This is a genomic window from Alphaproteobacteria bacterium (genome assembly GCA_030740435.1).
Classification (GTDB): Bacteria; Pseudomonadota; Alphaproteobacteria; order UBA2966; family UBA2966.
The window spans coordinates 1-17,150 of the sequence record JASLXG010000216.1; the positions used below are offsets into that span (position 1 = coordinate 1).

General features: G+C 67.6%; 14 protein-coding genes. 8 read left to right on the top strand and 6 right to left on the bottom strand.

The window, feature by feature from the left end:
- Nucleotides 1–196: 196 nt before the first annotated feature.
- Complete coding sequence (locus QGG75_20400) at nt 197–985, bottom strand: hypothetical protein (GenBank protein MDP6069591.1); 789 nt, start codon at nt 983–985, stop codon at nt 197–199.
- Nucleotides 986–1,150: 165 nt separating this feature from the next.
- On the opposite strand from QGG75_20400, the gene QGG75_20405 reads away from it, so the two are divergent.
- Nucleotides 1,151–2,788, top strand: a complete 1,638-nt coding sequence (locus tag QGG75_20405) for a M23 family metallopeptidase (GenBank protein ID MDP6069592.1) — start codon at nt 1,151–1,153, stop codon at nt 2,786–2,788.
- On the opposite strand, the gene QGG75_20410 is transcribed toward QGG75_20405, so the two are convergent.
- The 3 genes from QGG75_20410 to QGG75_20420 form a co-directional block, all read right to left on the bottom strand.
- Complete coding sequence (locus QGG75_20410) at nt 2,763–3,494, bottom strand: response regulator (protein ID MDP6069593.1); 732 nt, start codon at nt 3,492–3,494, stop codon at nt 2,763–2,765. The genes QGG75_20405 and QGG75_20410 overlap by 26 nt on opposite strands.
- 51 nt (nt 3,495–3,545) lie before the next feature.
- Nucleotides 3,546–5,420: an ATP-binding protein gene (locus tag QGG75_20415; protein ID MDP6069594.1), complete on the bottom strand. Its 1,875-nt coding sequence runs from the start codon at nt 5,418–5,420 to the stop codon at nt 3,546–3,548.
- A gap of 113 nt (nt 5,421–5,533) precedes the next feature.
- The gene (locus tag QGG75_20420; protein ID MDP6069595.1) at nt 5,534–6,145 is read right to left on the bottom strand and encodes a YqgE/AlgH family protein; all 612 of its coding nucleotides are present in this window, start codon (nt 6,143–6,145) and stop codon (nt 5,534–5,536) included.
- Nucleotides 6,146–6,317: 172 nt separating this feature from the next.
- On the opposite strand from QGG75_20420, the gene QGG75_20425 reads away from it, so the two are divergent.
- The 4 genes from QGG75_20425 to QGG75_20440 all read left to right on the top strand — a co-directional run bounded on the left by QGG75_20425 (nt 6,318) and on the right by QGG75_20440 (nt 11,177).
- Complete coding sequence (locus QGG75_20425; GenBank protein MDP6069596.1) at nt 6,318–7,040, top strand: protein-L-isoaspartate(D-aspartate) O-methyltransferase; 723 nt, start codon at nt 6,318–6,320, stop codon at nt 7,038–7,040.
- Nucleotides 7,041–7,043: 3 nt separating this feature from the next.
- Nucleotides 7,044–9,437 (top strand): SAM-dependent methyltransferase, encoded by a 2,394-nt coding sequence (locus QGG75_20430; GenBank protein ID MDP6069597.1) that lies wholly within the window; start codon nt 7,044–7,046, stop codon nt 9,435–9,437.
- 3 nt (nt 9,438–9,440) lie between these two features.
- A complete protein-coding gene (locus tag QGG75_20435; protein ID MDP6069598.1) occupies nt 9,441–10,178 on the top strand; it encodes a hypothetical protein in 738 nt (245 codons plus the stop codon).
- A gap of 336 nt (nt 10,179–10,514) precedes the next feature.
- Nucleotides 10,515–11,177 (top strand): transposase, encoded by a 663-nt coding sequence (locus QGG75_20440; protein MDP6069599.1) that lies wholly within the window; start codon nt 10,515–10,517, stop codon nt 11,175–11,177.
- A gap of 122 nt (nt 11,178–11,299) precedes the next feature.
- On the opposite strand, the gene QGG75_20445 is transcribed toward QGG75_20440, so the two are convergent.
- Nucleotides 11,300–12,037: a hypothetical protein gene (locus tag QGG75_20445; protein ID MDP6069600.1), complete on the bottom strand. Its 738-nt coding sequence runs from the start codon at nt 12,035–12,037 to the stop codon at nt 11,300–11,302.
- A 77-nt stretch (nt 12,038–12,114) separates the two neighbouring features.
- Here QGG75_20445 and QGG75_20450 point away from each other — a divergent pair, with 77 nt between their 5' ends.
- Complete coding sequence (locus QGG75_20450) at nt 12,115–13,017, top strand: MBL fold metallo-hydrolase (protein ID MDP6069601.1); 903 nt, start codon at nt 12,115–12,117, stop codon at nt 13,015–13,017.
- Between the two features lie 237 nt (nt 13,018–13,254).
- On the opposite strand, the gene QGG75_20455 is transcribed toward QGG75_20450, so the two are convergent.
- Nucleotides 13,255–14,886 carry a 3-(methylthio)propionyl-CoA ligase gene (locus QGG75_20455; GenBank protein MDP6069602.1) on the bottom strand — a complete coding sequence of 544 codons (1,632 nt, stop codon included), beginning with the start codon at nt 14,884–14,886 and terminating at the stop codon, nt 13,255–13,257.
- Nucleotides 14,887–15,097: 211 nt separating this feature from the next.
- On the opposite strand from QGG75_20455, the gene fabI reads away from it, so the two are divergent.
- Both fabI and aroC read left to right on the top strand, forming a co-directional pair.
- Nucleotides 15,098–15,910, top strand: a complete 813-nt coding sequence (gene fabI, locus QGG75_20460; GenBank protein ID MDP6069603.1) for an enoyl-ACP reductase FabI — start codon at nt 15,098–15,100, stop codon at nt 15,908–15,910.
- 41 nt (nt 15,911–15,951) lie between these two features.
- A complete protein-coding gene (gene aroC / locus QGG75_20465; protein MDP6069604.1) occupies nt 15,952–17,034 on the top strand; it encodes a chorismate synthase in 1,083 nt (360 codons plus the stop codon).
- Nucleotides 17,035–17,150: the final 116 nt, after the last annotated feature.

Sequence of the window (17,150 nt, forward strand, 5' to 3'; positions counted from 1 at the left end):
ACTACAACACCGTCAGGCCGCACAGCGCCCTCGGCTACAGGCCACCGGCGCCGGAGACTATTCTGCACCACCGGCCCGTTCCGGCCTTCGCTGTTGATGGGCTGCGGCCGAACCGGGCCTCAGAACGGATGGCAAACAGGCCAGCAGCCCCAGCAGCAGGGCCGGTGCAAGCAGCGACGTGAGCATGCGCGCCATGTCAGACCCGGCGCCGACGGCGCTGCCAAAACAGCCAGCCGACCCCGGCCCCGGCCACCGCCAGACCGCTGCCGAAGAGCGCATAGATCATGGTTTTGGCCTGGCGTTGGGTGTCGTAGGGCGAGCCCCAGATGCGCGGTCCCGTCATGTTGGAAAACTTGATTTCGACCGAGGGCAGGCGGTCGGGCTTGAGGTAGCCAATGCGGAACAGCCGCTCATCGCCGCGCTCCAGCTTTTCTTGGCGAAAGGCAAAATGATTGCTGCCTTTCTTTTGCGAAGGCACGCTGCCGGCCGGCGTGATGCTGAATTCGCTCGAGCACAGCGGTTGCTTGATGTCGATCTCCAGCTTTTCGATGGGGTGGTTGGCACGTAGCGTGAACTCGATTTGGCGGCGCTCCTTGGCCAAGTCGAGGGGCGGCAGGTGGTAGCTAAGGTAAAAGTTGGAAAAGGGCAGCGACAACACAGCCTCGTCCATGGTCTCGCCGCTGAAGACCTCGTAGAGCTGGCAGAAATGCTGGCCCCCCGGCGACAGGCTGCAGACGTCGTTGATGACCACGCCCTTGGGAATGAGAAAGCGGGTGGTGGTGGGAAAGCGCGTATCGTCGGTAAAGCGGCCGTCGTGCACCACCAGAACGCCGGCATCATCATGCTCGGGCCAGATCATCACCCGCATGCGGCCGATCGCCAGCCCCTCGGCTGCCTGGGCCGTCGGCAGCGCCAGCGGCAAGCCGGTGGCGATGGCGATGGCGAGGACTAGCCATACGAACAGAATTCTGCTTCCAGACAACATGGGTCACAAACTTCGGGCTGCGTCGCGGGCCCCGCCAGACCACTCTGCCGCCATAGCTGCGAAGACTGCGATACTGTCACCGTCGGGTGCTGGCGGTCAACCAGGGTGAGAAATGCCGGCTTGAGGGCGTTGATTCGGGCTCGCGCAACAGCCACCCTGGCAACCATGTCCGATCCCCAATCCCTCGACGGCCACGTCGACGCCATCGTCGACGATCTTTTGGCGCGGCGCCAGGTCGAGGCCGCCACGGCTGAGTTCAAGCGCCTCGGTCCCGCCGCCACGGCCAGGCTCTGCCAGCACCTCTCGGTGGCCGATTTCGCCCGCCGCTCCATCGCGCTTTTCGCTCTGCAACATTGCTGGACGGCGGCGGCGGCGGAGCCGGTGGCGGCGCTGCTGGCCGACGATGACGAGGAACTGCGCAAGATGGCCGCCATTGCGCTGGTGCGGGGCCAGGGCTTCGAGGCCCTGGCCCGCGCCAGCCAGCCGCTGCTGAAAGACCCGCGCCCCGGCGTCGCCGGCTTTGCCCTGCAGAACCTGGAGGGCGAGGCGCCGGACCTGGGTCGCACCCGCCGCTTGCTGCCCCAACGCCGTTTTTGGCCCCATTTGCGCAAGCACTTGCTGCGCTACCGCACGGCGGCGCTGACGCCCGACACGCTCGGCATGCTGGCAGAGGGCGAGGCGGAGGAATCCCGGGCCGCCATGGCGGCGCTCGTGCACCAGAACGCGGCCGACACCCAGATCCGCGAGCGGCTCGCCGCCCGGCTTGCCGACAGCGATCCGGCGAGCCGCGAGTTCGCCGCCGAATACCTCTCCTGGCACGGCTCGGCGGCCGAACAGCCAGCCCTGGCGGCGGCACTGGCCGGCGAAGACGACGCTTTTGCCGCGGCCGCCATGCGCCACGCCGAGAGCGCCATCTCGCGCCGCCGGCGGGGCCGCCTCGAGCCCGCCAAAAGGGCGCGCGAGCTGGCCGACCTGGCCCAGACCGAGCCCTTCGAGCCGCACTGGGCCTACCGCGGCCAAAGCGCCGACGAAAGCTTCATAACGGGCCGCAAAGCCCGCTTCGAGCGGCTGGCCAAACTGTTCGCCATGCCGGGTCGCGGGCCCCGGGAAGAACGCCACGACGGCCCCAACACGGTGCCCCCGGGCAACCAATTGATGGCACCGCTGCGCGATTTCTTCGACGCCGATCGCCGCACCTTCGGCAAGCAGCAGGACCATACCGCCATAGAAGGCTTCGGCGGCATGGTCCACGTCGCCGACGACGTGGCCTGGAACCAAGGCCAGGCCACCGTCGTGGCCATCGGCGACGGCCTGGTGCGCTACGTCGGCTGCTCCGCCACCTGGGGCTACATGGTGATCATCGAGCACCGCCTGCAGGGCGCCCGCGGGCCGGACGAGATCTTCTGCTCGCTCTACGCCCACCTCGGCCCCTTCGTGGCGCTCGGCACCGGCCAGGCGGTGCAAAAGGGCGGCAAAGTCGGCGTCATCGGCCGCACTTACACCTGGGAGAACGGTGGCTACGTGGCGCATCTGCATTTCGCCATCCATGACGGGCCCTACGCCCAGGTCTGGCTGCCCGGAGCCCTGATCGATATTCGTTTTGAAGGCCTCAACTACCTGGGCCGGGTGGTGCGCTCGGAGCGCCAACAGACCGAGGCTTCGATCGCCACGGCGGCCGGCCGCCAGACCGTCACGACGCCGACCAACTGGGTGCGCGGCTACATGGGCGAGGCGGCCTGGCAGGCCGGCCACCATGGCTGGCGCCAGCCCCAGGACTTCATCCGCCGCCGATCAGGGTCTTGATGGCGGCCAGCAACTGGTCGTTGCTGGTGCGCGACTTGACCAGCACCTGGGCCACCTCGCGGGCCACTTCGGCACCGCTCTCGTGGGCCGAAAAGACCAGCACCGGCACCAGCGGCATATGGCGGCGCAGGTCGGGCAGCAACGTCAATCCCGAGCCGTCGGGTAAACTGAGGTCGAGAACCAGCAGGTCGTACGTGCGCTCCGCCAGTTTTTGCCGCGCCTCGCCGACGCTGGCCGCCGCCATCACTTCGGCCGTCTGCCCCAACAGGGTGGCCACCACCTGGCGCACGTCGGCATCGTCCTCGACATGCAAGATTGAGGGTCGGGCGTCGGGCCGGGTGTCGCCTGGGTGCCGCCGCATGGCGGACTGCACGGCCGCCGCCAGGCGCTCGTGGTCGATCGGCTTGTCGAGCCAGTCGACCACCGGAAAGGCGTCGCCGCTGAGTTCGTCACGACTCTCGCCGATGTGGGCCGACACCACGACGATGGGCAGCTCGCGGGTGCCGTCCTGTTGGCGCAACTCACGGATCAGTTCGATGCCGCTTTGCCCCGGCAGCGCGATGTCCAACGTCATGGCCAGGTAGTCGCGTTCAGCCAGCATGCGTTTGGCGGCTTCGGCATCGCGCGCGATATCGGCCGCCAGGCCGCCGCCTTCGAGAATGCCTTGCAACAGGTGGGCGGTGTCACCGTCGTCTTCGCAGACCAGGATTCGCGGCAGCGGCCCGCGGACCGGCGACAGCGTGGCCTCGCCGGCCCGCTATTCCGGCAAGCGCAGGTGAAAGGTGGTGCCGCTGGCGCCGCCGGTCGCGGTGGCGAAATCGATGATGCCGTTGTGGCGCTCGACGATGGCCTTGCAGATGTTCAGGCCCAGCCCGGTGCCGCCGCGGCTGCGGCTGTCGGAGGAATCGGCCTGGACGAAACGCTCGAAAATGCGGCCGCGCTCCTCCTCGGGAATACCGGGGCCCTGGTCTGCCACCGAGACACGCAGAAGATGATCCTGGCGTTCCAGGGTGACACGCACGGTGCCGCCCTCGGGAGAGAACTTGGCGGCATTGGAGAGCAGATTGGTCATGACCTGGGTCAAGCGGTCGCCATCGCCGATGATCTTGGCCGTGGCCAACCCTGGGGCCCCCGGAACCAATTCGAATTCGACGCCGAACTGGGTCCCGTAGGCGGCGTTGTCGCTGAGCGATTGCTCGACCAGGGGCAAGAGATCGAGGGGTTCCATGTTGAACACCATGCGGCCCGATTCGATCTTCTCGATGTCGAGGATGTCGTTGATCAGGCGCACCAGGCGTTCGCTGTTGTTGCGCGCGATGTCGACCAGGTTCATGGCCTCTGTGCTCATCTCGCCACCGATGCCGCCGGCCAGCAGGCCCAGCGAGCCGCTGATCGAGGTCAGCGGCGTGCGCAGCTCGTGGCTGACGGTGGAGACGAATTCGTTCTTCAGGCGATCGACCCGGCGCCTCTCCGTGATGTCGCGCAGGATGCCGACGAACAGGCGCTCGCCCGGCAGCCGCATCTCGGCCACCGCCAGCTCGATCGGCACGGTGCTGCCGTCGCGGTGACGGCCCTCGACCTCGCGGCGCAGCCCAATGACTCGAGGCTGGCCCGTGGTGAGATAGTTCTCCAGGTACTGGTCGTGCTCGGCGGCGTAGGGAGCGGCGGCCAAAATCTTGACGTTGCGTCCGATCAGATCCTCGATGCCATGGCCGAAGATCTGCTCGGTGGCCGGGTTGGCGGTCAGGATCAGCCCGCGCTCATTGATCACGATAACGCCGTCGACCAGGGTATCGACGATGGCCCGCACTCGCTCGGCGCTTTCCTCCTCGCGCCGAAAGGTGGCATACATGCTGATCAGAAGGCCGCTCAGCACGCAGAGATAGCTCACCTTCTTGAGGCTGTGGGCGACGTCGAATTCGTAGTCGAAAAGCCGGCCCGAATGGGACATGAAGACGACCTGCCCGACCAGGCCGACGACCAGCGACAGCACCAGCCAGTGCTCGAAGGGATCGTCTCGCCAGGCGCCCTTGCGCAGGTAGCCGATCAGCGCCAGCAGAAAAAACAGCGCCGGTGCGAATTCCTCGGGCCGGTGAAAGACGAATTCCGGATAGTAGGCCGCGGGCAGCGGCGCGAAGGCGAAGAACAAAAAGCTGGCCAGGGTGAAGGCGGCGCTGAAGGCGTATACCGTGCCCTCGCCAATACGCCCGGCATCGCCAAGCCGGGCCTGGCGTGACCACGCCAGCCAGCTCAGCAGCATGAAGACTGCCAGGAACTGGCGCGAGGCGACCCAGCTCCAGGGAATCAGCGAGGGCAGGTCCGAGGGCATGAAAGGCTGGAAAAAAGCCGACGTCACCACGGCATGGTAGCCATCGAGGAAGGTAGTGCCGAGAAAGCCGGCGCCGATGAACAGGAAAGTGTTCGATTTGCGGCTGTAGTAGCGCACCAGCGCCATGGCGCCGACGCCCAGCGCCAGCAACGTGGCCACCGTCTCCATCAGGGTGTGCAACTCGCGGCTGCCCTGCCAGCCCGAGTCGTGCCCCAGCAGCTGGCCAAACCCCAGCCCCAACGCCACCACGACATAGGACCAGGCGCGCAACGCCGTGTTGACTGGCCTGGCGCCCAATGTCACGGCAGCAGCCGACGCCCGCCGGGGGCGGCACCGTGAAGCTGGTAGGAAGCGGGCCATTGGCCAAGGGATATTGGCGCGGGGCCGAGGAAAGCAAGTCCGGCCGCGGCCCCAACTCAGAGCTCGAGCCGGCGGCGCTCATAGGCACGCTTCCACATCTCCTCGATATCGCTTCCGAATACGAACGATTCCTCGGCCGGCGCCACCACCCAATCGTCGCGCGCCAGCTCGCCTTCGAGCTGGCCCGGCGCCCAGCCGGCGTAGCCCATGGCAAACAGGCTGAAGCGGGGACCCCGGCCCGAGGCGATGGCGCGCACGATCTCGGCATTCGAGCTAAGCAGCGCCGGGCCGACGGCATCACGGCTGTGTGGGGAAACGTAGTCACGGCTGTGCAATACGAAAAAGCGGTTGATCTCGACCGGTCCGCCGTAGTGGATGGGCACCTCGGCGATGGCCGGCGGCTGGTCCAGTTCCAGTTCCAGGCCTTGCAGCAATTTGGCGATGGGGCCCTTGCCAAGCAAGCGGTTGATGATGATGCCCAAGGCGCCGCCGGCGTCGTGGCTGACGATGTAGATGACGCTCTGGCGAAAGCGCGGGTCGCCCAGGTGCGGGGCGGCAATCAAAAGCTGCCCGGCCAGACCCAGCACGGCCCCGGCCCGGCCTGCCGGATCAGCGGTCGCGGCGACCGTGGCGGTCGGCGCCGGGGCGAACAACAGGGCGGCCAGCATGAGGGTGCCCGCCCACCGCGTTCGCCATCCCCCGCCTGCCCGTTCGATCCCCATGGCAGGCCCATTCTTTCACGTTTGCGCCGTCGCTGCATGCCATCTAGGCCCGCATTTCTCACCGGGCCACGGCTGGCGGCAATGCTATAAGGCAGGGTCCGCGGCGACGGGGAGCGCTATGAAGCGCGCTGCAGCGGCCATATTTCTTGTGCTGGCGGCGGCACCGGGGGCTGCCGCGGAGGACACCTTTGCTTCGGCACGGCGCGAGTTGCTGGCTGAGATCGTCGCCGATGGCAAGATGACAGCCGCCTTTACCGGCCGGCCGCGATTTGCCCCCAAGGTGCTGGCGGCCTTGGCTCAGGTACCCCGCCATCGCTTCGTGCCGGCCCTGGCGCGGCCCTTCGCCTACCTCAACCGGCCGCTGCCCATCGGCCACGGCCAGACCATCTCGCAGCCCTACATCGTGGCCCTGATGACCGACCTGCTGGAAGTCGAGCCCGACCACGTGGTGCTCGAGGTGGGCACCGGTTCGGGCTACCAGGCGGCGGTGCTGGCCGGCCTGGTGGCCCGGGTGCTCAGCCTCGAGATCATCGAACCGCTGGCCCGCCAGGCCAAGGCCCGGCTGGCCCAGTTGGGCTATGACAACGTCACGGCGCGCCAGGCCGACGGCTACGACGGCTGGCCCGAGATGGCACCCTTCGACGGCATCATCGTCACCGCCGCCGCCGACCACATCCCGCCGCCCCTGGTGGCCCAACTCAAGCCCGGCGGACGCCTGATCATCCCGGTGGGTCCGCGTTTCCTCACCCAGCAACTGGTGCTGGTGGAAAAAGACCGCCACGGAAACGTTCGTACGCGCCAGATCCTGCCCGTCCGCTTCGTGCCCCTGACCGGCCGCTGAGCCGTGCTGGGCCTAGCCATCGCGCTTTTGTCGGCCGGCGCCGTGGGCTACGAAATCCTGCTCATGCGGCTCTTCGCCATCGTCCAGTGGCACCACTTCGCCACCATGGTGGTGAGCCTGGCGCTGTTGGGCTACGGCGCCGGCGGCAGCCTGCTGGCCTGGCGGCGCCAGGCGCTGCTGGATCGCTTTACCACCGCCTTCGCCACCGCCGCCGGGCTTTTCAGCCTGACCTCGGTGGCCGCCTTCGGCCTGGCCCAGCGCATCCCCTTCAATCCCCTGGAGATCGTCTGGGAGGCCGGCCAGCTGTTGCGGCTGGGCGCCATCTACCTGGTGCTGGCACTGCCTTTCGCCTGCGTCGCCCTGGCCATCGGCCTGGCGCTGGCGCAACGGCCCGGCCGCATCGGCAGCCTCTACCGGGCCGACCTGCTGGGGGCCGGGCTGGGCGCCGGCGCCGTCATGGCGGCGCTTTATACCTGGTTCCCGGCGGTCTGCCTGATGCTCTTCGCGGCCGCCGGGCTGCTGGCGGCGGGACTATGCTGTTTGGCCGCCAAACGGCCTGCCGGCTGGCTCCTGCTGCTGGCCGGGCTGGCCTCTCCGTTCGTCTGGCCGCCGGCCCTGACGGCACCCATGCCGTCCCCCTACAAGGCGCTCAGCCAGGCCCTCGAGGTGCCGGGAAGGCGCATCGTGGCGCGGCGTTCGAGCCCGCTCGGCCTGATCACGGTGGTCGAGAGCACAGAGGTGCCGTGGCGCCACGCGCCGGGGCTGAGCCTGACCCGACCGGCCGCCGTGGCGACCCAGCTGGCGCTCTTCAGCGATGGCGCCGCCATGACCCCGATCGCCCGCTACCAGGGCCGGCGCCAGACACTGACCTACCTCGACCGGCGCCCCGCGGCGCTGGCCTACCGGCTGCTCGAGAAGCCCAGGGTGCTGGTGCTCGGGGCTGGTGGCGGCGCCGAGGTGCTGCTGGCCGGCTACCACGGCGCCCGGTCCATTGACGCGGTCGAGCTTGACGGCCGCGTCGCCGAGCTGCTGAGCCGGGACTTCGCGGCCTACGCCGGCCACCTCTTCGCCCCGCCCGAGCACCGCCTGCACGTAGCCGAGGGGCGCAGCTTCGTGGCCGCCAGCCGGGCCGTCTACGACCTCATCCAGGTGGTGGCCGGTGATTCCTTCAGCGCCGGGGCGGCTGGCCTGCTGGCCCTCAACGCCGGCCCGCTCTACACCGTCGAGGGTTTGCAGAGCCTTCTCGCCCGCCTGGCACCCGGCGGCCTGCTCAGCCTCGGCGGCCGCCTCCGGCTGCCGCCACGGCAAAGCCTCAAGCTGGTGGCCACGGCCATCGCGGCGCTCGAGGGCCTGGGCCTGGAAGCGGCCGGCCGCCTGGCCCTGATCCGCGGCTGGGACACGGTGACGCTGCTGCTCGGCAAGCAGGAATTCGGCCCCGCCGAGGCTGCCGCCGTGCGCCACTTCGCGGCCGCCCATGGCTTCGACCTAGCCTACTTGCCGGGAATCGAGGAGAGCGAAACCAACCGCTTCAACCGGCTTTCGGAGCCCTACCTCTACGCCGGCACCCGGGCGCTGCTGGGGCCTGGGCGCGCCGCCTTCAGGGCCGGCTACGCCTTCGACATCACTCCGGCCAGCGACGACCGGCCCTATTTCCACGACGTCTTCCGTTGGCGCAGCCTGCCCGGGGTGCTGGCCTTGCCGGCGGCCGGGGCCGTGGCGCTGGTCGAGTGGGGCTACGTCATCGGGCTGGCGACGCTGGCCCAGGCGCTGGTCTTCGGCGCCCTGCTGGTGGTGGCACCCCTGGCGCTCTCGCGGCCGGTGCGACGGGCTCGCGCGGGCGCCGCGCTGGTGCTCTATTTCGGCGCCGTCGGGCTGGCCTTTTTGTTCGTCGAAATCGCCTACATGCAGCGCTTCACGCTGCTGCTCGGCCATCCCATCAGCGCCGTCGCCGTGGTGCTGGCGGGGTTCCTGGTGTTCGCCGGCCTGGGCAGCGGCTTTGCCGGGGTCTTGGAAAAGCGCTTCGGAAGCACCGCCGTGACCCTGGCGGTGGCCGCCATCGCCCTGGTGGCGGGGCTCGAATTGCTGGCCTGGCCGGCGCTCTTCGCCCTGCTGGCGCCACTGCCCGAGAGCGGGAAAACCGTCGCCGCGCTGGTCCTCATCGCTCCGCTGGCACTGCCCATGGGGCTGCCCCTGCCGCTGGGTCTTGGACGCTTGGGACGGACGGTACCGGCGCTGCTGCCCTGGGCCTGGGCGGTCAACGGCTGCGCCTCGGTAGTGGGTGCCGTGCTGGCGCTGCTGCTGGCAATGGAATTCGGCCTCACTGCGGTGGTGCTGTCGGCGCTGGTGCTTTACGCCCTGGCCACGCGGGTTATGCTGGTGCCGATGGCAAGGGAGTAGCAAATGAGCTTGCAGATGTACGAGACCGTGGTGGCGGCCTTGGCTGAGGTCGGGCTGGCGGTGCGCGGCGCCTTTCACCCCGAGGCCGAGGACGGCGTGCCGGACCTGCCCGACGGCCGGCCGGTGGCGACGCTGGTGCTGGCCGGCAACGTCGGGCCCGGCATGTTCCAGGCCTTTGCCAAGGCGCGCGACGGTTGGACCGCAGCCGACGACAAGGGCCATCCGCTGAACCACTGGTCGCGGCTGGTCCTGAGCGAAGCCAGCCGGCGCTTCGGAGGCAGCCCCGACTGCCTGCCCATCTATTCCTTCGACGGCCCGCCCTACCATCCCTTCCAGCGCTGGGCGCGCAAGGCGGAAGCCGTGCACCCCTCGCCGCTGGGCCCCTTCATCCATCCCGACTACGGCCTCTGGCACGCCTACCGCGGCGCTTTGGGCTTTGGCCAGCGCTTCGAGGTGCCGCCCCGGGATCTCCGCCCCAACCCCTGCGCCAGCTGCCCTGACCGGCCCTGCCTCGAGACCTGCCCGGTCGAGGCCCATTCCGGCAAGGGCCTCGACCTGCTGGCCTGCGTCCGCCACATGGACGGCCCCGACGGCGAGGACTGCATCCAGCGCGGCTGCCAGGCCCGCCGCGCCTGCCCGGAGGGCCAGGATTTCCTCTACGCCCCCGAACAGGCCAACTTCCACATGGACAGCTTCACCCGGCTGCGCAAAGCCGATTTCATCGCCCGCGGCGTCTGGTAGGGCCCCCGGGCCCCACTTTCGAAACCCCGCCTCTGGTCGAAAAGCGTCCGCGTCCCCTTAATTGAGGAATGTTAAGGTGCGTGGCGACAGTTCGTTAACCAAGCGTCCGCGTCCCCTTAATTACGAGATTCGTCCGCGTCCCCTTCGTCCTTAAATGGTGACAGTCACCATTTATTGGCTGCGAACGTGGTGACAGCGGGTTCCGCCCTGAGCGGCCGGCGCAAAAATAATGGTGACTGTCACCAATTTTTTGCTCTCTCGGTGGTCGAGCCGGAAAAAGTCGCTCTAAACCTTTCATAGGTTCCCTTAGCGAACACATCATGGGAGGAGGGAGCCATGTCGAGACAGCCACGCATCGTCGTCGCGGGTTGGCCGCATCATGTCACCCAGCGCGGCAACCGCCGCCAACAGGTGTTTTTCGGGGAGCGCGACTACCAGGCTTATCTTCGGTACCTGGGTGAGGGATGCCGGCGGTTCGGCGCCGCCATCTGGGCCTATTGCCTGATGCCCAATCACGTGCACTTGGTGTTGGTACCAAAGTCCCAGGTAGCGCTGGCTCGCAGCGTCAGCAGCGCCCACCACCGCTATGCCTGGCGTACCAACCGACGCCGGGACTGGTGCGGACATCTGTGGCAAAGCCGCTTCTACTCCACCGCCATGGACCAGGGGCATCTGCTGGCCGCGGTGCGCTATGTAGAGCTCAACCCGGTGCGCGCCGGTTTGGTCGGCGAGGCTGCGGCCTGGCCCTGGAGCAGCGCCCGCCATCATCTTGGCCGGTCCGCCGACGGACTGCTGTCGCCGGGAGTGCTGGAGGACCTGGTCGGGGATTGGCAGACCTACCTCCAAGGACCGAAGGAGCCGCAGGAGGACGAGGCCCTGCGCCGCCATACGCGCAACGGCTGGCCGCTGGGCTCCGAGACGGCTATTGCCAGGTTGGAGCGGGAACTGGGCCGCCGCCTGCGCCCGGGGAGCAGGGGACGCCCGCGAAAAGAGCCTTGAAGCGGTCCCCCTCCCCCCCCAATTGGTGACAAAATTGGTGACAGTCACCAAATTTTTTCCGCGAAGCCGGCGCTGATCGCCGGTTTCACGCTGAATGGATGACGCTGAGAAAATGGTGACTGTCACCATTTTTCACCATTTTTCGCATTTTTCCGATTGGGCGCCCCCTTGATTAGGAATGCCAGGGGGGTGGCGGGTGTGGTCTGCGTCGCCCCAGCAGGTAGAAGACCGAGGCGCGTCGGCGAGGTGAAGTCGCGGCGCTCTATGGCCAATCCAGCGTTCTCCAGCTTGGCCTCGAAGGCGGCCAGTGAGTGGCCGCGGTAGCCGATCTCCCAGTGGTGACCCTGGGGGTCGTCGTCGGGCCGGAAGCGGCGCAGGAAATTGAATTTCTTCCAGGCGAAATACTGGCGCAGGCGGTGGGCGTTGAGATAGATCCGGGCGTCGAGCTGGAAGCCCTGGTAGGGCACGGACAGCAACAAGTGCGGCACGGCGCTGGCGGCAAATTTCGCCAGCACGCCGTCGACCTCGTCCCAAGGCAGGTGCTCCAGGGTCTCGCAGCAGATCAGGCAATCGAAACCGGCCAGGGTCTCGGGCGCCACCTCGCGCAAGTCGGCCTCGATGTGCAGAACCCCCGCCAGGCCGTGCCTGGGTGCCACCCGGTCCAGCGTCGCCACCTCGAACCCGGCGTTGAGCAGCAGCGCCGTCACCAAGCCCAGGTTCGGCCCCACCTCGATCACCTTTTGTACGTCGTCCAACCCGGCCAGCAGGTGGACCTGGAACCATTGGTGGCCGATCCGCTTTTCCGAATAGTAGCGGAACCATTCGCGGCGGCGCGCCGCCGGGTCGTCGGCAAGGTCCATGGGCTGCCACCAAAGCGGCACAAGCGCCGCCGGTCAAGCCATCTTGCCTTTCCCCCGGGCAGCGGTATGGTCAGCGCATGGCCACAAAAATCCCCTTCAAACGCGACCTCACCTTCGAATACGGCGTGGTCGACCAGGTGACGCCGCTGGTGCGCCGCGTCATCGCCCGCAACCCCGGCAACTTCACCATCTTTGGCACCGGCACCTTCATCGTCGGCCAGGACCGGGTGGCGGTGATCGACCCGGGACCCGAGATCGACGAGCATTTCCAGGCGCTCATGGCGGCACTGGAGGGCGAGAGCGTCAGCCACATCGTCGTCAGCCACACCCATCGCGACCATTCGCCCTTGGCGGCCAGGCTCAAAGAGGTAACGGGCGCGCCGACGGTGGGCTTCGGCCCCCACGGCTCGGGCCGGCCCGAGGCCACGGGCCAAGTCGAGGAAGGCGCCGACGATGCTTTCGACCCCGACATCCGGGTGCGTGACGGCGACCTGGTCGAGGGTGAGGGCTGGACCCTGGAAGCGGTACACACGCCGGGCCACACCTCGAACCACGTCTGCTATGCGCTGCGCCAGGAACAGTCACTGTTCTCCGGCGACCACGTGATGGGCTGGTCGACCTCCATCGTCTCGCCGCCCGACGGCGACATGCGGGCCTACATGGCCAGCCTGGAGAAGTTGCTGGGGCGCGACGACCGTGTCTTCTGGCCCAACCACGGCCCGCCCATCGAGGATCCCCAACCCTTCGTACGCGCCTTCATCGCGCACCGGCATGAACGCGAGGCGCAGATCCTGGCCTGCCTGGGCGACGATATTTTCGACATTCCGGCCATGGTCGCCCGCATGTATGCCGATGTGGACAAGGGCTTGCACCCGGCGGCGGCGCGTTCCGTGCTCAGCCACCTCATCCACATGCTCGAGGATGGTCGCGCCGTGTGCGACGGCGCTGCCGGTTTGGACCGGGAGTATCGCTTGGCGTAGCAAACAAACGCCTTTGCGCGCCTGCCTGGCAACATTAATCGGCCGTGGCGCGGGTCCAGGCGTTCTTGGCAATCCACCTCGCCGGCGCGGACCGATAGGCGCAAAACTCGCGCCCCCCCCCCTCGAGTCCGCTGCCCAGCTATTGCGCGTAGTCCGGCTCCTCGGCGTCGAGGATCCGTTTGAGCTCGGTGAAATGGCGCCGCGCGGAAATACCGGCAGTGCCCCGTACGCCGCCGCCTAACCCGCCGTCGGCAGCTCGTGCTCGGCGTATTCCTCGCGCAACTGCGATTTCAAGAGCTTGCCGGTGGCGGTGTGAGGCAACTCCTCGACCACCACCACGTCGTCGGGCATCCACCACTTGACGATCTTGCCCTCGAGATAGGCCAGCATCTCGTCCCTGCCGATCTCGCTGTCCCCGGCACGTACGATAAGCAGCAGCGGGCGTTCGTCCCAGCGCGGATGGGGCACGCCGATGACGCAGGCCTCGGCCACCTCGGGATGGCCGACGGCGACGTTTTCCAGGTCGATCGACGAGATCCACTCGCCGCCCGACTTGATGACGTCCTTGGAGCGGTCGACGATCTGGATGTAGCCCTGGGTGTCGATGGTGCAGACGTCGCCGGTATCGAACCAGTCGTCGCCGTCCAGCACGTCGCCGCCTTCGCCCTTGAAGTAGCCGTCGCAGATCCAGGGCCCGCGCACCAAAAGGTTGCCGAAGGCGACGCCGTCGCGGGGCAGCTCCGCCCCCTCGTCGTCGACGATCTTGATTTCGACGCCGTAGATGCCGCGGCCCTGCTTGATCTGGATGTCGTAGCGCTGCTCTGCCGGCAGATCCTCGATCCCGGCCTTGAAGGTACCGACACTGCCCAGCGGGCTCATCTCGGTCATGCCCCAGGCGTGGATCATGCGGCAATCGTGCTTTTCCTCGAACTCCTCGATCATCGCCCGGGGCACCGCCGAGCCGCCGGAAACCACGCGCTTGACGTGCTCCAGCGTGGTGCCGGTCTCGCGCATGTAGGCGAGCAGCATGAGCCAGACCGTGGGCACGCCGGCGGTCAGGCTGACACGCTCCTGGTCGAGAAGCTTCCACACGCTCTCGCCGTCCAGGTGGGGGCCGGGAAAGACCATTTTGGCGCCGGCCATGGCGGCGGCGTAGGGGATGCCCCAGGCGTTGGCGTGGAACATGGGCACCACGGGCAGGATGGCATCGCGGCTGTTGATGCCCAAAACGTCGGTCATGCAGGCGGCCCAACTGTGCAGCACCGTCGAGCGGTGGGCATAAAGCACGCCCTTGGGATTGCCGGTGGTGCCCGAGGTGTAACACAGCGAGGACGCCGTCATCTCGTCGAAGCTCGGCCATTCCAGGTCGTCATCGTTTTCCTTGATCAGGCTCTCGTAGCAGAGCGCGCCGGGCAGGCTGGTCTCGGGCATGTTGGCTTCGTCGGTCATGACGATGTAGCCCTCGACGCTTTCGAAAGTGGGCGCGAGCTGCTCCACCAATGGCACCAGGTTGCCGTCAACGAAAAGAAGTTTGTCCTCGGCGTGGTTGACGATGTAGCTGAGCTGCTCGGCAAAGAGCCGTGGGTTGAGGGTGTGGCAGATCGAGCCCATGCCCGAGGTGGCGTAATAGACCTCGAAATGGCGGTGCGTGTTCCAGGCCAGGGTGCCGATGCGATCACCGAGCTTGACGCCGCGGCTGGCCAGCGCCTTGGCCAGGCTTTTGGCGCGGCTTTGCGATTCGGCGTAGGTGTAGCGGTGGATCGGGCCCTCGACCGTCTTGGTGACGATCTCGGTATCGCCATGGAATTCGGCGGCGTAATCGATCAGAGTCGAGATCAGAAGCTGACGTTTCTGGATCAGTCCGCGCATCACGGGGCTCCCTCTGGGCCCGGCTCTTCTCCGGGCAATTGCTGCGATGGTGCTATTTTCCACAGCGGGGCGCAGGATTCAACAGACGCGGCGCCCGGCGGAGGGGCAAAAAAACCAGATCTAACCGCGGTTTGGCCCCGATTTGCGCCCTTCATGGTTTGGTGTAGGATGCTCGAAAACCATCCTGGCAACGTTTGGGAATGAGGTTTCGATGTCCGCTTCCGTCCCCCTGATGGCCGGCAAGAAGGGCCTGATCATGGGCGTCGCCAACGAACGTTCGCTGGCCTGGGGCATTGCCCGGGCGCTGGCCGAACAGGGCGCCGAGTTGGCCTTCAGCTACCAGGGCGAGGCCCTGAAAAAGCGGGTGGTGCCGCTGGCCACCCAGGCCGGCTCGGAGATCGTCATGCCCTGCGACGTCAGCGATCTCGACAGCATCGACGCGGCCATGGAGACGGTCGAGGAAAAGCTCGGCCGGCTGGATTTTTTGGTCCATGCCATCGCCTATTCCGACCGCGACGAGCTCGACGGCCGCTACATCGACACCACGCCCCAGAACTTCGCCATGTCGCTGAACATCAGCTGCTATTCCTTCACCGCCGTCTGCCAGCGCGCCGAGCGCCTGCTCAGTGACAGCGCCAGCCTTTTGACGCTCAGCTACGTCGGCGCCGAGCGGGTGACGCCGCACTACAACGTCATGGGCGTGGCCAAGGCGGCATTGGAGGCCAGCGTGCGCTACCTGGCCAGCGACCTGGGGCCCCGCGGCATCCGCGTCAACGCCATCTCCGCCGGGCCGATCAAGACCCTGGCGGCCTCGGGCATCGGCGATTTCCGCTATATCCTGAAATGGAACGAGCTCAACGCGCCGCTCCGGCGCAACGTCACCACCGAGGACGTGGGCGGCGCCGCGGTATACCTGCTCAGCGACCTGGCCCGCGCCGTCACCGGCGAGGTGCATCATGTCGACTGCGGCTACCACGTGGTCGGCATGAAGGCCGTCGATGCCCCGGACATCGCCAAGGTCTAGGGCCGCACGGCGGCATTTTCGTTCAGCCCTCCTCCCAACCCATGTCGCATAACACCTTCGGCCACCTATTCCGCGTCACCACCTGGGGCGAGAGCCACGGCCCGGCCATCGGCTGTGTGGTCGATGGCATGCCGCCGGGGCTGGAACTCGACGAATCCGACATCCAGCACTGGCTGGACCGCCGCCGGCCGGGCCAGAGCCGTTTCGTCAGCCAGCGCCGCGAGGCCGATCAGGTGCGAATCCTGTCCGGCGTTTTCGAGGGCCGCACCACCGGCACGCCGGTTTCGTTGCAGATCGACAACACCGACACCCGCAGCGCCGATTACCAGGCCATCAAAGACCTCTACCGGCCGGGCCACGCCGATTTCACCTACGAAGCCAAATACGGCCGCCGCGACTGGCGCGGCTCGGGCCGCGCTTCGGCCCGCGAGACGGCCTCGCGCGTAGCCGCCGGGGCCCTGGCCCGCAAGGTGCTGGGCGATGGCGTGGTGGTGCGCGGCGCCCTGGTGCAGATGGGTGAGCGGCTGATAGACCGCGCCGCCTGGTCCTGGCCAGCGGTGGAGGAGAACCCCTTCTGGTGCCCCGACGCGGCGGCTGCGGCGGCCTGGGAGGACTATCTCGACGAGGTGCGCCAGGCCGGCTCTTCGCTGGGCGCCGTCATCGAGGTCCAGGCCAGCGGCCTGCCGGCCGGCTTGGGGGCGCCCGTTTACGGCAAGCTCGACGCCGAGTTGGCGGCGGCCATCATGAGCATCAACGCCGTCAAGGGCGTCGAGATCGGTGCCGGATTCGCGGCGGCGACGCTGCGCGGCGAAGAAAATGCCGACGCCATGCGTCCCGCCGACGAGGGCGATGGTGGCCCCGTGTTCCTCGGCAACAACGCCGGCGGCATCCTGGGCGGCATTTCGAGCGGCCAGGACATCGTGCTGCGCTTCGCCGTCAAGCCGACCTCGAGCATCCCCACGCCAGTGCCCAGCATTGACCGCAGCGGCAAAGCGGTCGAGGTCTCGACCGGCGGCCGCCACGATCCCTGCGTCGGCATCCGCGCCGTGCCGGTGGCCGAAGCCATGATGGCCATCGTCCTCGCCGACCACCTCCTACGCCACCGCTCCCAGTGCGGGGATTGAGGGGGGCGCAAGCGGGTCGTCCTTTCCAGCCACGTCCCCTTCTATAACGTGTTGCGTTATGTAACGCGTCCCGTTATAAAATTGCGATGATCCGGTCGTTCGCGGGACGGGAAACC

Bases quoted from the DNA above. Each gene is read 5' to 3' on its own strand.
- QGG75_20400 (MDP6069591.1), bottom strand. From the start codon at position 985: ATGTTGTCTGGAAGCAGAATTCTGTTCGTATGGCTAGTCCTCGCCATC.
- QGG75_20440 (MDP6069599.1), top strand. From the start codon at position 10,515: ATGTCGAGACAGCCACGCATCGTCGTCGCGGGTTGGCCGCATCATGTC.
- QGG75_20455 (MDP6069602.1), bottom strand. From the start codon at position 14,886: ATGCGCGGACTGATCCAGAAACGTCAGCTTCTGATCTCGACTCTGATC.
- QGG75_20435 (MDP6069598.1), top strand. From the start codon at position 9,441: ATGAGCTTGCAGATGTACGAGACCGTGGTGGCGGCCTTGGCTGAGGTC.
- QGG75_20450 (MDP6069601.1), top strand. From the start codon at position 12,115: ATGGCCACAAAAATCCCCTTCAAACGCGACCTCACCTTCGAATACGGC.
- QGG75_20445 (MDP6069600.1), bottom strand. From the start codon at position 12,037: ATGGACCTTGCCGACGACCCGGCGGCGCGCCGCCGCGAATGGTTCCGC.
- aroC (MDP6069604.1), top strand. From the start codon at position 15,952: ATGTCGCATAACACCTTCGGCCACCTATTCCGCGTCACCACCTGGGGC.
- QGG75_20405 (MDP6069592.1), top strand. From the start codon at position 1,151: ATGTCCGATCCCCAATCCCTCGACGGCCACGTCGACGCCATCGTCGAC.
- QGG75_20420 (MDP6069595.1), bottom strand. From the start codon at position 6,145: ATGCTGGCCGCCCTGTTGTTCGCCCCGGCGCCGACCGCCACGGTCGCC.
- fabI (MDP6069603.1), top strand. From the start codon at position 15,098: ATGTCCGCTTCCGTCCCCCTGATGGCCGGCAAGAAGGGCCTGATCATG.
- QGG75_20425 (MDP6069596.1), top strand. From the start codon at position 6,318: ATGAAGCGCGCTGCAGCGGCCATATTTCTTGTGCTGGCGGCGGCACCG.